15 protein-coding genes are annotated in these 16,279 nt (G+C 70.4%); 11 read left to right on the plus strand and 4 right to left on the minus strand.

The features are described 5' to 3' along the window. The first annotated feature begins 83 nt into the window (after nt 1–83). The 8 genes from pcaH (at nt 84) to CSIV_RS09940 (ending at nt 8,307) form a co-directional block, all read left to right on the plus strand. A complete protein-coding gene (gene pcaH, locus CSIV_RS09905) occupies nt 84–896 on the plus strand; it encodes a protocatechuate 3,4-dioxygenase subunit beta (protein WP_077051191.1) in 813 nt (270 codons plus the stop codon). Continuing rightward, entirely contained in the window at nt 896–1,447 is a 552-nt protein-coding gene (gene pcaG, locus CSIV_RS09910; RefSeq protein WP_077051192.1) for a protocatechuate 3,4-dioxygenase subunit alpha, read from the plus strand. Before pcaH ends, pcaG begins: the two co-directional genes overlap by 1 nt. Continuing rightward, nucleotides 1,437–2,762 (plus strand): lyase family protein, encoded by a 1,326-nt coding sequence (locus CSIV_RS09915; RefSeq protein WP_077051193.1) that lies wholly within the window; start codon nt 1,437–1,439, stop codon nt 2,760–2,762. The genes pcaG and CSIV_RS09915 overlap by 11 nt, the downstream gene beginning before the upstream one ends. Further along, nucleotides 2,759–3,526 carry an alpha/beta fold hydrolase gene (locus CSIV_RS09920; protein WP_077051194.1) on the plus strand — a complete coding sequence of 256 codons (768 nt, stop codon included), beginning with the start codon at nt 2,759–2,761 and terminating at the stop codon, nt 3,524–3,526. Before CSIV_RS09915 ends, CSIV_RS09920 begins: the two co-directional genes overlap by 4 nt. Next, complete coding sequence (pcaC, locus tag CSIV_RS09925; protein ID WP_077051195.1) at nt 3,526–3,906, plus strand: 4-carboxymuconolactone decarboxylase; 381 nt, start codon at nt 3,526–3,528, stop codon at nt 3,904–3,906. Before CSIV_RS09920 ends, pcaC begins: the two co-directional genes overlap by 1 nt. 194 nt (nt 3,907–4,100) lie before the next feature. Then, nucleotides 4,101–5,342, plus strand: coding sequence for an MFS transporter (locus tag CSIV_RS09930; protein ID WP_077051196.1), 1,242 nt, complete (start codon nt 4,101–4,103; stop codon nt 5,340–5,342). Between the two features lie 179 nt (nt 5,343–5,521). Then, on the plus strand, nt 5,522–6,823 hold the full coding sequence (locus tag CSIV_RS09935; RefSeq protein WP_077051197.1) for a C-glycoside deglycosidase beta subunit domain-containing protein: 1,302 nt from the start codon (nt 5,522–5,524) through the stop codon (nt 6,821–6,823). Nucleotides 6,824–6,831: 8 nt separating this feature from the next. After that, nucleotides 6,832–8,307 carry a C-glycoside deglycosidase beta subunit domain-containing protein gene (locus tag CSIV_RS09940; protein ID WP_077051198.1) on the plus strand — a complete coding sequence of 492 codons (1,476 nt, stop codon included), beginning with the start codon at nt 6,832–6,834 and terminating at the stop codon, nt 8,305–8,307. Nucleotides 8,308–8,352: 45 nt separating this feature from the next. Here CSIV_RS09940 and CSIV_RS18390 read toward each other — a convergent pair whose 3' ends face one another. The 4 genes from CSIV_RS18390 to CSIV_RS09960 form a co-directional block, all read right to left on the minus strand. Then, nucleotides 8,353–8,985 carry a TetR/AcrR family transcriptional regulator gene (locus tag CSIV_RS18390; RefSeq protein WP_077051199.1) on the minus strand — a complete coding sequence of 211 codons (633 nt, stop codon included), beginning with the start codon at nt 8,983–8,985 and terminating at the stop codon, nt 8,353–8,355. A gap of 14 nt (nt 8,986–8,999) precedes the next feature. Then, nucleotides 9,000–10,436, minus strand: coding sequence for a hypothetical protein (locus CSIV_RS18065; RefSeq protein WP_077051200.1), 1,437 nt, complete (start codon nt 10,434–10,436; stop codon nt 9,000–9,002). 19 nt (nt 10,437–10,455) lie between these two features. Further along, the gene (locus CSIV_RS09955) at nt 10,456–11,619 is read right to left on the minus strand and encodes an FAD-dependent monooxygenase (protein ID WP_077051201.1); all 1,164 of its coding nucleotides are present in this window, start codon (nt 11,617–11,619) and stop codon (nt 10,456–10,458) included. A gap of 253 nt (nt 11,620–11,872) precedes the next feature. Next, nucleotides 11,873–12,811 (minus strand): LysR family transcriptional regulator, encoded by a 939-nt coding sequence (locus CSIV_RS09960; RefSeq protein WP_077051410.1) that lies wholly within the window; start codon nt 12,809–12,811, stop codon nt 11,873–11,875. A gap of 225 nt (nt 12,812–13,036) precedes the next feature. Between CSIV_RS09960 and CSIV_RS09965 the strand changes: the two genes are divergently transcribed. The 3 genes from CSIV_RS09965 (at nt 13,037) to CSIV_RS09975 (ending at nt 16,207) form a co-directional block, all read left to right on the plus strand. After that, nucleotides 13,037–14,326: an extracellular solute-binding protein gene (locus tag CSIV_RS09965; RefSeq protein ID WP_077051202.1), complete on the plus strand. Its 1,290-nt coding sequence runs from the start codon at nt 13,037–13,039 to the stop codon at nt 14,324–14,326. A gap of 74 nt (nt 14,327–14,400) precedes the next feature. Continuing rightward, nucleotides 14,401–15,369, plus strand: coding sequence for a carbohydrate ABC transporter permease (locus tag CSIV_RS09970; protein ID WP_077051203.1), 969 nt, complete (start codon nt 14,401–14,403; stop codon nt 15,367–15,369). A 1-nt stretch (nt 15,370) separates the two neighbouring features. Beyond that, nucleotides 15,371–16,207 carry a carbohydrate ABC transporter permease gene (locus tag CSIV_RS09975; RefSeq protein ID WP_076493090.1) on the plus strand — a complete coding sequence of 279 codons (837 nt, stop codon included), beginning with the start codon at nt 15,371–15,373 and terminating at the stop codon, nt 16,205–16,207. The last annotated feature ends 72 nt before the right edge of the window (nt 16,208–16,279 follow it).

Here is a 16,279-nt window from a genome sequence, read left to right on the forward strand (position 1 = left end):
GATGCCATGACTCCCATTCAGCGGGAACGCACTGGCGCCCGTACCGGCGCGTGCCGGAGCATGGAGCGGTCGAAGGAGACCCGATGACCCGCACCCCCGCAGCCGCACCCGAATCGCTCCTCGCCGCCCCCGACCAGGCGACGCAGGACGAGATCACCCGCGAGATCCGGGCCGCGCACGCCGCCCTCGACGCCCGCGAGGCCGCGGGCGAGCACGTGCCGGCGACCGCCTACGACTTCCCCGCGTACCGGTCGAGCGTGCTCCGCCACCCCACGAAGAACCCGAAGCTCGTCGACCCCGAGACGATCGAGCTGTTCTCGCCCGCCTTCGGGCAGCGCGACGTCGCGGCGATCGAGTCCGACCTCACGCTGCAGCACGCCGGCGAGCCGCTCGGCGAGCGCCTGACGGTGCGCGGACGCCTGCTCGACTCGTGGGGGCGGCCGCTCGCGAACCAGTTGATCGAGATCTGGCAGGCCAACTCCGCCGGCCGCTACATCCACCAGCGCGATCAGCACCCCGCCCCGCTCGACCCGAACTTCACCGGCGCCGGCCGCGCGGTCACCAACGACCAGGGCGAGTACGCCTTCACGACGATCAAGCCCGGCCCCTACCCGTGGAAGAACCACCGGAACGCCTGGCGTCCCGCCCACATCCACTTCTCGGTGTTCGGTACGTCGTTCACGCAGCGCCTCGTGACGCAGATGTACTTCCCCGGCGACCCGCTGTTCGCACTCGACCCGATCTACAACAGCATCCACCGGCAGAAGGACCGCGACGCCCTCGTCGGCGTCTACGACCACGCCCTCACCTCCCCCGAGTGGGCCACCGGCTACCGCTTCGACATCGTCGTCGACGGCCCCGATCAGACGTACTTCGAACAGGAGGGCGACGAGTGATGAGCACCCCCGCCAAGACCCATCGCGCCACCCCCGGTCAGACGGTCGGCCCGTTCTTCGCGTACGGCCTGGAATTCCCGAAGCAGCACGAGGTCGTCTTCCCGCACTCGCCCGGCGCGATCGTGCTCGGCGGCACCGTGTACGACGGCGCGGGGGCCCCGATCCCCGACGCCCTCGTCGAGATCTTCGGGGCGGATGCCGACGGCTCGGTGCCCCGCGCGCGCGGCGCGTTCCGCCGCGACGACCACACGTTCACCGGCTTCGGTCGCGCTTTCACGAACGACGAGGGGCACTTCGAGTTCTGGACCCGCGAGCCCGGCGGCACGGCGGCCTTCTTCGCGGCGATCGTGTTCGCCCGAGGGCTCCCGAACAAGCTGCACACCCGGATCTACGTGCCGGGCGACGACACCGCGCTCGCCGCCGACCCGCTGCTGTCCTCGCTCGACGCGGAGGAGCGCGCTAGCCTCGTGGCGACGCGTACGCCCGACGGACACCTCCACCACGACATCCGGCTGCAGGGCGAGAAGGAGACGGTCTTCCTTGCCTTCTGACCCCCTCGACGCCGGGCTCCTCTCGCCGGCGACCGTCGGTCACGACAGCCTCGTCTCGGATCGGGCGTACCTGGACGCGCTCGTGCGCGCGGAATGCGCACTCGTGACGGCCTACGCCGACCGGGGGATCGCGCCCCGCGAGGTCGCGATCGCCGTTGATCACGCGTTCGGCCTGGACGAGAAGTACGGCTCGCCCTCGCTCGGGATCGACCTGGACGCGCTCGCGACCGCGTCGGTGGCCGGCGGCAACCCGGTGATCCCGCTCGTCGGCGAGCTGAAGGGCCGTGTGCCCGCCGAATGCCGCCCCTGGATCCACCGCGGGGCGACGAGCCAGGACATCCTCGACACCGCGGCGATGATCGTGGCGCGCGCCGCGGTCGCGCAGGTGATCGCCTCCCTCACGCACACCGGCCAGTGGCTGCGGAGCCTCGCCGAGACGCACGCCGACACCGTCGCCGCGGCCCGCACGCTCACGCAGCACGCCGTGCCGACGACCGTCGGTGCCCGGGCGGCCGCGTGGGAGCGCGGCATCCGTCGGTCTCTGGCGCGTCTGGATGCGCTCGTCTTCCCCGCGCAGCTCGGCGGGGCCGCCGGGACCCTCGCGTCGTTCGTGGAGATCACGGGATCGGTGGATGCCGCGGCCGCCCTGCCCGCGCCGTACGCCGAGGCCGCGGGGCTCGATGCCCCCGACGCGCCGTGGCACGTGACGCGCTGGCCCGTGACCGAGCTGGGTGACGCGCTGGCACAGGCGGTCGACGCGCTCGGCGTGTTCGCGGCCGACGTCGCGACGCTCAGCCGCACCGAGATCGGCGAGGTCGCCGAGGGCACGGGCGGCGGGTCTTCGGCCATGCCGCAGAAGCAGAATCCGGCCGAGGCCGTGCTGATCCGTTCCGCCGCTCTCCGTGCGCCGCAGCTGGCCGCGACGCTGCACCTGGCATCCGCCCTCGCGGTCGACGAGCGCCCCGACGGCGCGTGGCACGCGGAGTGGCCGACGCTGCGAGAGCTGCTGCGCCTCGTGCTGGGTGCATCCTGGCACGCGTCCTCGCTCGCGGCGCATCTGCGCGTGGACACGGATGCCGTGGCCCGCAACCTTGCGCTCACCGGCGGCCGCATCGTCAGCGAGCGGCTGCGCGGCGTGCTCGTCCCATTGATCGGGGCCGACCGTTTCGCGGCGCTCGTCGGCGGCGACGGCGACCTCGGGGAGGCGCTGCGCGCGCTGCCCGAGACCCGCGACCTCGACATCGACGCGCTGCTCGACCCGGCCGGCTACGTCGGCCTCGCGCCGCGCCTGGCCCGTACGGAGGATCCCCGATGATCGCGCTCACCGCCCCCGTCGGCCCCGCCGACGCCCCGCTCGTCGTGCTGGGGCCGTCGCTCGGCACCTCGACCATCCTGTGGGAGGACGTCGTGCCGCTCCTCGCCGACGACTACCGCGTCGCGGCGTGGGACCTCCCCGGCCACGGCGCAGGTCCCGTGGCGACCGGCCCGTTCACCGTCGCCGACCTGGCCGACGCCGTCGCCGCGACGGTCCCCGACGAGACGTTCCTCTACGCCGGCGTCTCGCTCGGCGGGGCCACGGGCCTCGAGCTGGCGCTGCGCCACGGCGCACGGCTGCGGGCCGCCGCGATCGTGGCATCCGGGGCGAAGCTCGGCGACGCGGAGTCGTGGACCGCGCGGGCCGAGCAGGCGCGCACGCAGAGCACCTCGAGCCTCATCATCGGTTCGGCGCAGCGCTGGTTCGCCCCCGAGTCCATGGCCCGGCGCCCGGAACTGAGCGGACGACTGCTGCACGCCCTGCAGGACGCCGACGACGAGAGCTACGCCCGCTGCTGCGAGGCGCTCGCCGCGTACGACGTGCGGTCGTCGCTCAGTGCGATCGGGGTGCCGGTGCTCGCGGCCTGGGGCGAGTTCGACGCCGTCGCGCCCGAGGAGAAGGCCGTCGAGATCGCCGACGGTGTCGTGCGGGGGCGTGCGGTGCGCATCGACGACGCGGGACACCTGCCGCCCGCGGAGCAGCCGGAGGCCGTGGCATCCGTCCTCCGCTCCTTCTTCGCCACCGTCTCGCGAGAGGACGCCTGATGGCCACCGACCAGGAACGCCACGACCAGGGCATGGCGGTGCGCCGCGAGGTGCTCTCGGACGCGCACGTCGACCGCGCGACCGCCGCCGCCACCGAGCTCACCGCCGACTGGCAGGACTTCATCACGCGCGTCGCCTGGGGCGACATCTGGTCGCGGCCCGGGCTCGACCGCCGCTCGCGCTCGATCGCCGTGCTGTCGTCGCTGATCGCGCACGGGCACCACGAGGAGCTCGCGATGCACCTGCGCGCCGCGATCCGCAACGGCCTGACGATCGACGAGATCCGCGAGGTCATCCTGCAGTCGGCGATCTACTCGGGCGTCCCCGCCGCGAACACGGCGTTCCGCATCGCCTCCGAGGTGTTCCGCTCAGAGGCGTGAGTCGCCAAGATTCGTCGCCTCTCGGCGTGCCGAGGCGACAAATCTTGGCGACTCACGCGCGCGGGGGACGGGGCGCATCGGGGAGAGCGATAGCGGGGATCAGTGATCGGCGCTTCCCGCGGCGGGCGGTACGGGCGTCCAATGGAGGCGTCCTCGCGACGACGCGAGGCGGTCCGGTCTAAGGAGATCCGACGATGACGTCCGCTTCCACCACCACGCACCGCATCCACCGCGCGGGAACCGCCCAGGGCATCCTGCTCCTCGCCGGGAGCTGCATGCCGGTGCTGGGCTCCGTGCTCATCACCCCCGTCCTCCCTCAGCTCTCGGCGCACTTCGCCGCGACACCGGGGTCCGAGGTCCTCGTTCCGATGATCGTCGCGCTCCCCGCGTTGTTCATCGCCCTCATGGCGCCCTTCGCGGGGCAGATCGTGGATCGGGTGGGACGAAAGCCCCTGCTCCTCGTCGCCATGGTGGTCTACGCCCTCGTCGGCACCGCTCCGGCGTGGATCGAGGGCCTGACGGAGATCCTCGTCAGCCGGGTGCTGGTGGGCATCTGCGAGGCGGCGATCATGACCGTCTGCACCGCGCTCATCGTGGACTATTTCCACGACCAGCGCCGCAACCGCTACCTCGCCGCGCAGACCGTCGTCACCACCCTCGCCGCCACCGTGTTCATCGCGCTCGGCGGCGCGCTCGGCGGTGGCGGGTGGCACACGCCGTTCTGGGTGTACGCGGTGAGCCTCGTCCTCGCGATCCCCATGTTCTTCCTGCTGTGGGAGCCGCGCGCGGCCTCGGGCGCGTCGGCGCGGGAGGCGTCCGAGCGCGTCGCGGTCCCGTGGCGGCGCATCGGCGCACGGCTGCTGGTGACGGTGTTCGGCGGCTTCACGTTCTACGTCGTGATCATCGAGGTGAGCTACCTGCTGGTCGGGGCCGGCGTCGCCGCGGACGACACCGCGGTCATCGGCGCCGTCGCCGCCGTCGCTTCCCTGGCGACCGCCGCCGGCGGCATCCTCTTCGCCACCCTCGCCCGTCGGCTGGACGTGCGCCTGCTGCCGATCGCGTTCGGACTCCAGGCCGTGGGCCTCCTCGTCATCTGGATCGTGTCGGGCGTCCCGGGCGTGGTGGCGGGGGCGATCGTCGCATCGTTCGGTTCGGGACTCGTCCTGCCCACGCTGCTGCGGTGGGTGGTCGCGACCACGACCTTCGCCGAGCGCGGGCGGGTGACGGGCCTGTGGACGGCGTCATTCTTCTTCGGCCAGTTCCTGACGCCGATCCTCATCGGGATCCTCGCCGCCGCCCTCGGTGGGCTGACGACGGCCGTGGGCGTCGTCGGCGTCGCGGCGGTCGCCGTGGCGGTCGCGACGTTCGTCGCGACGCGTCGCCCGGATGCCGTCGCGTCGCCCTCCGAGGACGTCCACGCCCGCGAGACCGCCTAACAGACGCGTGAGTCGCCAGGATTTGTCGCTTCTCGGCGCACCGAGGCGACAAATCTTGGCGACTCACGCCTGCGCGAGCCCGCCGGACGTCGGCTGATGCGGGGGATCAGGAACGCTTATGTCTGAATGAGGCATAAGGGGGTAGCGTCGAAGGCGAACCCCACAGAGAGTGAGCGACGATGCTTCTCGAAAGAGACCTCATCCAGTCCGTCGGATTCCGCAACGTCCGCGAGGGCGACGAGATCACCGGATTCCAGTTCCGCGTCCGCATGCCGTCGTACCGCGGCATGGCCGCGTCCCTCATCGACGGGATCGGCGTGAGCATCCCCGGGCTCGTCGACGTCGCCCCCGACGTGCCGCTGTGGACGCTGCAGGGACGGCAGTACACGCTCGCCGAGCTGTGGGACGGCGATGGCGTGCGCTGGCCGCTCGAGGACGCGGCGATCATCACCGTGCCGCTCGCCGGCGGTCTCCCCGACGGCGTGCACGAGCTGTCGATCGAGCTCCGGCTGCGCATGTCGTACATCCCGCAGGAGCACCAGCCCAGCACGTACCGCGTGACCAAGCACGTCACGCTCGCGCCCGAGGCATCCGGTGCCCCCTTCCGGTACGGCGTCTCGCTGTACAGCTACATGAGCGACTTCGGCACGGTCCTGGACCTCGAGACCGCGATGGCCTCGATCGCCGACCTCGGCGCGACGGGCCTCGAGATCCTCGGCGAAGCGCACATCCCGAACTACCCGAACCCCTCCGACGAGTGGGTCGAGCAGTGGTTCGCGCTGCTGCAGAAGTACGGCCTCGAGCCGACGAACTACGGCTCGTGGATCGACACGCGCCTGCACTCCAGCGGCCCCAACGCCCGCGACATGACCGCCGAAGAGGGCGCCGCCGTCCTGCAGCGCGACCTGCGTCTGGCGAAGCGCCTCGGTTTCCGGTTCGTCCGGCCGAAGATCGGCGTCGTGTCCAGCGACCTCGTCCCCCACCCGATCTGGACCGAGGCCGTCGAGGCATCCCTCCCGCTCGCGGAGGAGCTCGACGTCATCATCTGCCCCGAGATCCACTCGCCCACCCCGATCAAGCACGAGGTCGTCGACGACTACATCGCCCTCATCCGCCGCACCGGCACGAAGCACTTCGGGCTGCTGCTGGACACCGGGATCTTCCAGGACCGCCCGATCCCGCTGAAGGTCGGCGAGCTGCCGGGTCGGCGTCCGGCGTTCCTCGACGGCATCCACGTCGACCCGAACGACGTGTTCGACGTGATCGAGAACGTGGTGTTCATCCAGGCGAAGTTCCACGACATCGACGAGGAGCTCGACGACAAGCAGATCCCGTGGGAGCCCGTCCTCCGGGCGCTGAAGGACGCGGGGTACACCGGGTACCTCTCGAGCGAATACGAGGGCGAGCGCGAACCGTGGCGCTCGATCGAGCAGGTGCGCCGCCAGCACTCGCTCATCCGCCAGATCGCCGACCGGCTCTGAGGCGCGTCATGCCCAACGGACTGATCCACGCCGACAGCCTGCGCCCCCACCCCGACGGGCTCGCGCTCCGGCTGACCATCCCCTGGTACCGGAGCCTCTGGCTGTCGTCGGTCACCTCGCTCGCGCTCTCGATCGACGGAGAGGCGGTCGATGCCGACGACCTCCGGTTCGAGCTGGGCGAACGCCCCTACCGCGTCGACGAGCTGCCCGAGCAGAGCGAGACGCTGTGGTTCCTGCAGGAGCACCCGCTGCTGGTGGTCCGACGGGTCGAACCCGTCGCGCTCGGAGAGACCCACGACGTCGTGCTGCACGGCGAGCTGCGCCTGCCCTACATGCAGATCGCGCCCGGCCAGGACGGCGGCCCCGGCATGTACGTGCCGAACGTGGTCCACGACGTGAGGACCCTGACGGTCGTCGACACGGATGCCGTGCCCCCGGCGCTCGTGCACGAGACGGTTCCCGCGCCGCCCGCGACCGACGACGACCCCTTCCGGCTCGGCCTGACGCTCTACTCCGCGAGCGCGGAGTTCCGCGCCGGCTGGTACGACTTCGACGGCCTGCTCGACCGGGTCGCGGATCTCGGGATCGGCCCCGGCATCGAGATCGTGGCATCCCAGATGGTCCCGACCTACCCGGTGGTCGGCGACGACTTCGTGCGCACGTGGCGCGCGGCGTTCGACCGGCACGGGTTCGTCGAGAGCTCGTTCGGCGCCAACCTCGACATGGGGCGCCGGCGTGATCGCGACATGACCCCCGACGAGGAGTTCGAGTTCTCGACCCTCATGTTCGAGGGCGCCAAGAAGCTCGGGTTCCCGCTCGTGCGCATCCAGTCGGCCAAGCCCGAGCTGCTCCGTCGGCTGCTGCCGATCGCGGAGGACTTCGAGCTGAAGCTCGCGTACGAGATCCACGCACCCATGGGACCGAACGCCGAGCCGATCCTGCGGGTGCGCGAGACCTACGCCGAGCTGGACTCGCCGCTGCTCGGCTTCGTCGCCGACTTCTCGTCCACCATGCACGCGATGTCGCCGACGCTGCTGCGAGCCGTCCGTCGCGCGGGGCTCGACGACGAAGCGGTTGCGCGTCTCCAGAAGATCTGGGCGACGGATGCCACGATGCAGGCGCGTCAGCAGGAGTTCCTCGCGTACCTGCGCGGGCGTGACTTCGACCCCGGCCGCCTGGGCTCGTTCGCCCACCTCGCGTTCAACATGCACGGGCACGTCGACCCCCGCGAGTGGGCCGACATCATGCCCCAGATCCTGCACGTGCACGCGAAGTTCTACGACATCGATGACGACGGCCGAGAGCCCGCGATCGACTACCCCGAGCTCGTGCGCGTCTTCGTCGAGGGCGGATACCGCGGCTTCTGGTCGAGCGAGTGGGAGGGTCACGCGTTCGCCGAACTCGGTGAGGTCGACCCGCTGCTGCTCGTGCGGCGCCAGCACGACCTCATCCGTTCGGCGATGCGGGCGGTGCCGGTGGGGTGACCGGGGGCGGGAGCCGGATTGGCCGGTGAGCGGCCACGCGCCGGGTCAGTCCGCCGCGATCGTCCGGTACACCGTGCGGGCCAGGCGCTCGAGGAGGTCGGGCCAGGCGTAGGTGTCGTGGGGGCTCGCGGTCGCCGTCACGCCGAGGCCGAGGTACCGCACGCACAGGCTGTAGAAGATCTCGAACGCCCAGACGGCGCTCTCCGTCGGGAGGTCAACGCCGTGCTCCGCGGCGGCGGCGAAGAGCGCGCGGAGGAAGACCGCCTGCCCCGCGTCACCGGAGCGTCGCCCGCGCGCGAGGATCTCGGCATCCTCCACCCCCAGGAGGAAGAAGGGCGACAACAGGTCGCGGTTCTCCCGCAGAATCCCGGCGTAGACCGTGACGATGTCGGCCGTCGCGGTCGCGAAGTTCGCGGCCCCGACCCCCGCCGCACCCACGCGCTGCTCGGTCTCGGCGTCGAGGCGATCGAACTCCTGGGTCTGGACGGCCCGCAGCAGCTCCGCCTTGCCCGGCACCCGTCCGTAGATCGACCCGATCGACACTCCGGCCCGCGCGCTGACCTCCGCGAGCGAGAACTGACCGGTCCCGCGCTCGTGCAGGAGCTCGAGGACCGCGGCGCGCACTTTCGCGAACGAGTCGCGGCTGCGCTGCTGCTTGGGCTCCGATACGCCGCTCACGGGACCCCCTGTGCTCACGCCGTCAGTTCCACGAGGATCGCAGACTGCGGCGGCAGGGGCACATCGAGCTGGAGGGCGCCGGTGGTGGACACCGTCACCGGGTGAGGACCCTCGACCACGCCGTCCAGAGACGTGATCGTGGCGTGCACGATGGCATCCGTCCAGGGGAGGTTCTGCACCTGGATCCGAGCCGATTCGACCCCGGCGGATGCCAGGTCGGGACGCTGCGGGGGCAGGGTCAGGCCCAGCTCGATCCGCTGTTCGCCGATCGGGATGCGGAAGGTGAAGCGGTCCTCTTCGCGCGGGGCGAGGGCGCTGTCGGGGGCGACGTAGTTGGACACCAGCACGCGCACGGTGTCGCCGTCGCGTCCGGCGGCGACGGCCAGGCCCGACTCGTCCCCGCCCGAGGCGGCGAGGCGTCGCCCGGTGAGGGCGCGTCCGGCCAGGGCCAGTGCGCGGGAACGCTCGTCGGGGGTGCCGTCCACGTCGCCGACGCCGCCCGGATCGACGAAACCGTAGTGGGGGTCGCGGCCGCTGTCGGCGCGGAAGAAGAACGCGTGGTCGATCACCGTGTCCTGCAGCGCGATCGCCGTCGCGACCTGGAACGCGCCCTTCTCGGCGGCCGGGGCCGAGCTGCTGGGCACCGCGAGGTAGTTCCAGTACGAGAGCGTCAGGTCGGTGTCGCTGAACCCGTGACGATCGAGCACGGTCCGCAGCTCGCGGGCGACGTAGCGGTAGTCCAGCGGATCGCGGCTGCCGTCGGTGAACCACAGGAACGAGAAGAAGTGGAGGGGGAGGTCGTTCTCGCGCACGAAGGCCAGGAAGCCCTCGCGGTAGGGCGCGTCGGCCTCGAGCGCGAAGGCGAGGGACGGCCCACCGACCGTCAGGGAGGGGTCGACGCGGGAAACCGCCTCGCAGAACGCGCCGTACATCGCGTAGAAGTCTTCGGGGCGCCCGCCGAAGTGCAGGGGGCCGAAGTCGGGCTGGTCGCCGAACTCGTAGATGCGGACGGGCTTCGCGGGTCCGCCCGCCCACCCTGCCGAGTAGTGGCGGACGACGTGCTCGACGACCCTGCCGTAGAGCTCGACGTCTTCGGCCGGGAGTTTGTTCTTCGGGATGGAACTGGCCACCGTGAACAGGACCTCCGCGCCGATCGCGTGCACCGCCTCCACCCACTCGTCGGTCGCGGTGAAGTTGTAGCTCGCCGGGTCGTCGGGGTCGGCGCTCCAGTCGGGGAACAGGCTCGTGGGGTTGTCGCGGGTGTCGAGGCGCGACACCCAGTCGAACGAGCGGACGACCGCCACCCCCGCCTCCCGCCACAGCGGCGTCATGTCGGGGAACTCGGGGTATCCCTCGACGGGGCCGGGGACGCCGCCCACGCCGTTCAGCGGACGGAAGGCGCTCTCCCGGGCGGCATCCACGACAAGGGTGCGGGTGGGGGTGTGCGACACGGGCGTCTCCTCGGGGGTCTCAGTAGGGCATCCGCAGGAGGCGGTTCGCGTACTCATTGGCGATCGGCTCGTCGTGGCGGAGGTGGTCGATGCGGGCGCGGTAGGTCTCTTCGGTGACGGAGTCGAACTCCTCGAGCATCGACTCGATCGACCGCTCGTGCACCGCGCGCACGCGCGGAAGGCGGCGCTTCATGAAGTTCAGCTGCGCGTCGAGCAGCGACTGGTCCTTCGCGAGCTCCTGCGCGAGCACGACGCCGTCCTCGATGCTCATCGCCGCCCCCGACCCGAGGTACGGGGTCATCGTGTGCGCCGCGTCGCCCAGGATCATCACGCGGCCGCGGAACCACGGGTACGGCACCCACACGGTCGAATAGGGCGTGTAGGCGACGTTCTCGGCGTGGCGGACGTCCTCGAGCGCATCGGCCAGGAACTCCGACCCGCGGGTGAGCGCGGCCGCACGATCGTGCATGATCTCGGCCATCTTGCTGGCGTCGTAGCGCGGGCGGCCCTCCTCCGCCACGGTCAGCACCATGTACATGAGGTCTTCCGACAGGGGCGTCAGCATGATCTTGCCGCCGTAGCCCTGGCAGATGATGGGCTGCATGATCCTGCGGCGGTTCGGGAGTCCCGCGCGCCACGCCACTCCGCCGACGGGGCGGGGAGCGTACTTCTCGCCGAAGTACTCGCGACGGATCTGCGAGTGGAGGCCGTCGAAACCGAGCACGAGGTCGTAGTCGGCGCGGTCGCCCGTGCTGAACGTGACCGTGGCCGTGTCGGCATCCTGGGCGATGTCGGCGACGGTCGTGCTCATCCGGAAGGTGCAGCCGTTGTCGAGGGCGTGCTTCGCGGCGAGCTCGAGGAAGGCGATGCGCGACATCGTCACGCAGCCGGGGAGCCCCTCGTCCCGTGTCCCGTAGCTCATGGTGCTGAGGAGGTTGCCGTCGGCGTCGTAGTTGTCGATCCCGGGCGCGGGGTGGCCGATCGCGAGCACGTCCTCGAGGAGACCGATGTCGCGCACCGCGCGGAGGCCGTTGATGCGCAGGCCGAAACCGACGCCGGCGACGCTGATCTCGGGCTTGTCGTCGATGACGTCGACTTCCGCGCCGATCCGGGCGAGGGCCGAGGCCGTGCTCAGGCCTCCGATCCCGGCGCCGACGATCAGGATGCGCAACGGTTGTGCCATGGGGTGCTCCTCACTGAGCGGGCATCGGGAGGGGGACGAACGCGCGATTTACAGAATCAGGACGTTGGTTCTGATTTTCACCGTAGCCACGGGGCGCCGGGGATGGCCAGCGATGGGCGCGGTGGCATCCGGATGCGCTCCATCACGATCACTGATAGCCGACCCCTACCCAGGCATAAACGCGATTCGCGCGTGGAAACGCGTGCACACCGTGTTTATGCGCGCGAATCGCGTTTATGCAGGAGAGCGGGACTCAGTGCGGCGCGTGCCCCGCGGCGACCCGGCGGCCGGCCTCGGCGAACAGTCCGCGCATCCACTCGTGTTCGGGATCGCGGTTGTGCGAGGGATGCCACCACAGCGCGCTCACGATCGGTGTCGCGGCGAACGGCAGGGGCACGACGCGGATGCCGCCGATGCGCAGCAGGTGCGGAGCGAGAGCCGACTGCACGAGACCCACGCGGCGCGTGCCGCTGACGAAGTGCCCCACCGGGAGGAAGCTCTCCAGCACCACCTCGATGTGCGGTTCGACGCCCAGCTGCTGGATCTGGCGCGCGGCCGAGGTGAACGCCGAGCGGGACTGGAACGTCAGCACCCACGGCATGTCGGCGAGGTTCTGCATCGTCAGCGACTCCCCGACCTCGTCGTTGTCGTCGGAGACGACGGCGAGCCAGTCGTCCTGCCACAGGTCGAGGTAGGGCAGCTCCGAGACCGGACCGTGCGGGATGACCATGGCGTCGGCGGAGCGGAGGCGGTTGGCGGCGTCCTCGACGATGCCGGGGTTGTGCAGCATGTAGCGGAACCGGACCCCGGGGGCCTGCTCGGCGGCGAGCTGCGAGACGACGGTGCCCACGGTGACGAAGCCGTAGTCGGAGCCGTAGATCGAGAACTCGCGGGTCGACTCGGCGGGCGACCACGACGCCTGGCTCTCGAAGACGCGCCGGGCGGCCTCCAGGGCCGTGCTCGTGTGATCGGTGAGACGCACCGCGAACGGCGTGAGCTCGTACGTGTTCCCGCGCCGCGCGAGGATCTGGTCGTTGAAGTGCGTGCGCAGCCGCGCGAGCGAGGCGCTGAGGGCGGGCTGGCTGAGGTGCAGCCGGTCGGCCGCCCGCGTCACGCTCCGCTCGGTGAGCAGCGCGTCGAGCGCGATGAGCAGGTTGAGGTCGAGGCGCGACAGCGTCGCATGATCGGTCACCACGATGTGATCCTTCGCTCGGATATGCGTGACGCCAGTGTATCCACGGGGTCTATGTGCCGCACGTGAGTTATCGCGGGGGTGGATGCCATACGCCCGGGCGGGCCTTATGTGCTCTATCTACGAGACTTATGTGCTTTTTCGGCGCATCCCCTCGATACTGAGGATCACAGCACAGGCGCTCCACCGAAGGAGCCGCCGACAACGTCGTCAGAAAGGCTGGCCATGACTCAACCCCGCCGTCGCGTCACGCGGCTCGTAAGTCTCCTCGCCCTCCCCGCCACCGCAGCCCTGGTCCTGGCCGGATGCTCCGGCTCCGGCGGCGACACCGGCTCGGGGGACAGCGGCTCCTTCACGTTCACGTTCGCCACCTCGAACAACCTCGAGAGCCCGTACCAGACCCTCGCCAACGAGTACCAGGCGCAGCACGAGGGCGTCACCATCACGACCAACCCCACCCCCAACGACAAGTACGGCGAGACGATCCGCACGCAGCTGCAGGCCGGCAACGCCTCCGACGTCATCCAGACCACGCCCGGCTCGGGCGACGCCCGCGGCATCATCCCGCTCGCGGAGGCCGGGTTCCTCGAACCGCTCGGCGACACCGCGAAGAGCCTCATCATCCCCGGCAGCGAGTCGGTGTACACCATCGACGACAAGGTCTACGGCCAGCCCCTGGACTTCACCATCGGCGCCGTCGTCGCGAGCCTCGGCACCGCCAAGATGAAGGGCCTCGACTCCTTCCCGACCACGATGAGCGAACTCACCGCGGCCTGCTCGTCGCTCCAGGGTCAGGGCGCATCGCTCCTCGCCCTCGCCGGTGCCGCCGGCCCCAACGTGGGTCTGACCATCCAGGGCATCTCGGCGACCCGCGTGTACTCGTCGACGCCCGACTGGAACCAGCAGCGCGCCGACGGCACGGTCACCTTCGCCGACAGCCAGGGCTGGAAGGACACCCTCCAGACCTTCATCGACCTGAAGGACGCCGGCTGCTTCCAGCCGGGCGCCGAGGGCGGTGGCTTCGACGCCATCACCAACGGCCTCGCCCAGGGCACCTCGGTCGGCAGCTTCATCCCGTCGGGTGCCGCGGTCGAGATCTCCAAGGCCGCGCCCGCCGAGGCCGAGTTCGCCGTCGAGCCCTTCCCCGCCGAGAGCGGCGAGCCGATGGTTCTCGGCAGCTCCAACTACACGCTGTCGATCAACGCCAAGGCCAAGAACAAGCAGGCCGCTCAGGACTTCCTCGAGTGGATGGCCGAGCCCGCCCAGCAGCAGCGCTACTACGAGCTCTCGGGTGAGCTGCCCGTCTCGGCGTTCGACACGCTCGACCTCAGCGGCACGATCTACGCCCCCGTGGCCGATCTGCTGAAGAACAAGCAGTACACGCCGCTGCCGAACAACATCTGGCCGAACCCCTCGGTGTACGAGGCGCTGCAGGTCGGCGGTCAGGGACTGCTCACCGGGCAGACCACCATCGACCAGGTGCTCCAGAGCATGGACGCCGCCTGGGGCAACTGACACCCTCCGCCGCCCGGGACCCCGAGGGACCCGGGCGGCGGAGCCGCACCCTTCCCCACGGAGACGAGGACGTCATGAGCACAACACTTCGACCGAGCGAAGCGGCTCGGACCGAGACCGAGCGGGTGGTCCTGCCGCGCCGCGGACGGCGCCGCGCCCCGGCTCCCCGGCGGCCCGGACTGCTGAAGTTCGGCCACTGGTGGTGGGCGCTCCCCGGGATCGTCTTCGTCATCGGCATCCACTACGTCGCCACGAGCGTCGGCGGGTTCTTCGCCTTCACGAACTGGACCGGTATCGGCGCGTTCGAGCTGATCGGCCTCGACAACTTCGTCAAGATCTTCCAGGACCCCACCAAGCTCGGCGCCCTCTGGAACACGCTGTTCCTCGCGTTCGGGTCGGTGATCCTCAGCAACGTCCTCGGCCTGGGCTTCGCGCTCGGGCTCAACCGCGGGCTCAAGTCCCGCTACATCCTGCGCACCCTGTTCTTCATGCCGGTGGTGCTGAGCCCCCTCGCGACCTCCTACATCTGGAAGTTCATCTTCGACTACAACGGTCCGCTCAACCTCGCGCTGCGCGGGGTCGGCCTCGGGAACATCGCCCGCGCCTGGGTCGCCGATCCGACCTGGGCGATCTGGACCGTCCTCATCGTGCTGGTGTGGCAGAACATCGGCTTCGCGATGGTCATCTACATGGCCGGCCTCGCCGCCGTGCCGGTCGAGATCGAGGAGGCCGCCGCCATCGACGGGGCGAACCTCTGGCAGCGCTTCTGGCACGTCACCCTGCCGTCGATCCGCCCCGCGGTCGCGATCGCCACGACCCTCGGTCTCGTCAACGGCCTGCGCGTCTTCGACCAGATCATGGCCCTCACCGGCGGCGGCCCCGCGGCGGCCACCGAGACCCTCGCGACGCAGGTCTACAAGCAGTCGTTCGCCCTCGGCAACTTCGGGTACGGCGCGGCGCTCGCCCTCCTGCTCACCCTCATCATCCTGGTCTTCGCCGTCGTGCAGCAGCGCGTGACCGCCGGTCGTTCCGAGGAGTCCTGACATGTTCCGCTACACCAAGCTCACCGCGCTCCGCGAGTTCGGTTTCTGGCTCCTCGCGCTGGTGTTCCTGCTGCCGTTCTACTTCCTCGTCACGACGGCGCTGAAGTCCGACCGCGAGGTCATCACCTCGTCGACGCTCGCGCCCCCGGCCGCCCCGGACTTCGGCAACTTCATCAAGGTGCTCACCGCGACCGGCAACTCGAACGTCGTGATGGGCCTCGTCAACAGCATCGTCATCACCGCCGGCAGCATCGTCCTGATGGTGCTGCTCGGCTCGCTCACCGGGTACGTCATCGCCCGCAGCACCCGCCGCTGGAGCCGCGCGGTCTACTACCTGTTCCTCGTCGCCATCGTGCTGCCCACGCAGCTGGGCACCGTGCCGCTCTACATCGGGGCCCGTTCGCTCGGACTCACCGGCTCCGCCTGGGGCATGATCATCCTCTACACCGGGATGCTGCTGCCGCTGGCGATCTTCCTGTACGCCGGATTCTTCCGGGGCCTCGGCACCGAGTACGAAGAGGCCGCCACGATCGACGGCGCCACCCGGACGCAGATCTTCTTCCGCATCGTGCTGCCGCTGATGTCGCCGGCGACGGGAACCGTCGCGATCCTCGCGGGTCTGATCGTGTGGAACGACTTCTTCACGTCGCTGATCTTCCTCGGCGGCTCGGCGAACCAGACGCTCCCGGTCGCCATGTACTACTACATCGGCTCGCTGGTCTCGGCCTGGAACCAGATCTTCGCGATCGTCATCGTCTCGATGGTGCCGATCCTCGCCTTCTACCTCTTCGCTCAGAAGCGTTTCATCCAAGGTTTCGCCGGCGGCCTCAAGGGCTAGGGCGCACCCCGAATGGATGCCAGGACACCCGGCATCCACCGGTCGGCGCGCCCGCACAACGAAAGGACCCCC

Origin of the sequence: Microbacterium sp. CSI-V, from assembly GCF_001984105.1 — a bacterium.
GTDB lineage: Bacteria > Actinomycetota > Actinomycetes > Actinomycetales > Microbacteriaceae > Microbacterium.

Coding starts and splice junctions, on each gene's coding strand:
- pcaH (WP_077051191.1), top strand. CDS start 84: ATGACCCGCACCCCCGCAGCCGCACCCGAATCGCTCCTCGCCGCCCCC.
- pcaG (WP_077051192.1), top strand. CDS start 896: ATGAGCACCCCCGCCAAGACCCATCGCGCCACCCCCGGTCAGACGGTC.
- CSIV_RS09920 (WP_077051194.1), top strand. CDS start 2,759: ATGATCGCGCTCACCGCCCCCGTCGGCCCCGCCGACGCCCCGCTCGTC.
- pcaC (WP_077051195.1), top strand. CDS start 3,526: ATGGCCACCGACCAGGAACGCCACGACCAGGGCATGGCGGTGCGCCGC.
- CSIV_RS09930 (WP_077051196.1), top strand. CDS start 4,101: ATGACGTCCGCTTCCACCACCACGCACCGCATCCACCGCGCGGGAACC.
- CSIV_RS09935 (WP_077051197.1), top strand. CDS start 5,522: ATGCTTCTCGAAAGAGACCTCATCCAGTCCGTCGGATTCCGCAACGTC.
- CSIV_RS09940 (WP_077051198.1), top strand. CDS start 6,832: ATGCCCAACGGACTGATCCACGCCGACAGCCTGCGCCCCCACCCCGAC.
- CSIV_RS09955 (WP_077051201.1), bottom strand. CDS start 11,619: ATGGCACAACCGTTGCGCATCCTGATCGTCGGCGCCGGGATCGGAGGC.
- CSIV_RS09965 (WP_077051202.1), top strand. CDS start 13,037: ATGACTCAACCCCGCCGTCGCGTCACGCGGCTCGTAAGTCTCCTCGCC.
- CSIV_RS09970 (WP_077051203.1), top strand. CDS start 14,401: ATGAGCACAACACTTCGACCGAGCGAAGCGGCTCGGACCGAGACCGAG.
- CSIV_RS09975 (WP_076493090.1), top strand. CDS start 15,371: ATGTTCCGCTACACCAAGCTCACCGCGCTCCGCGAGTTCGGTTTCTGG.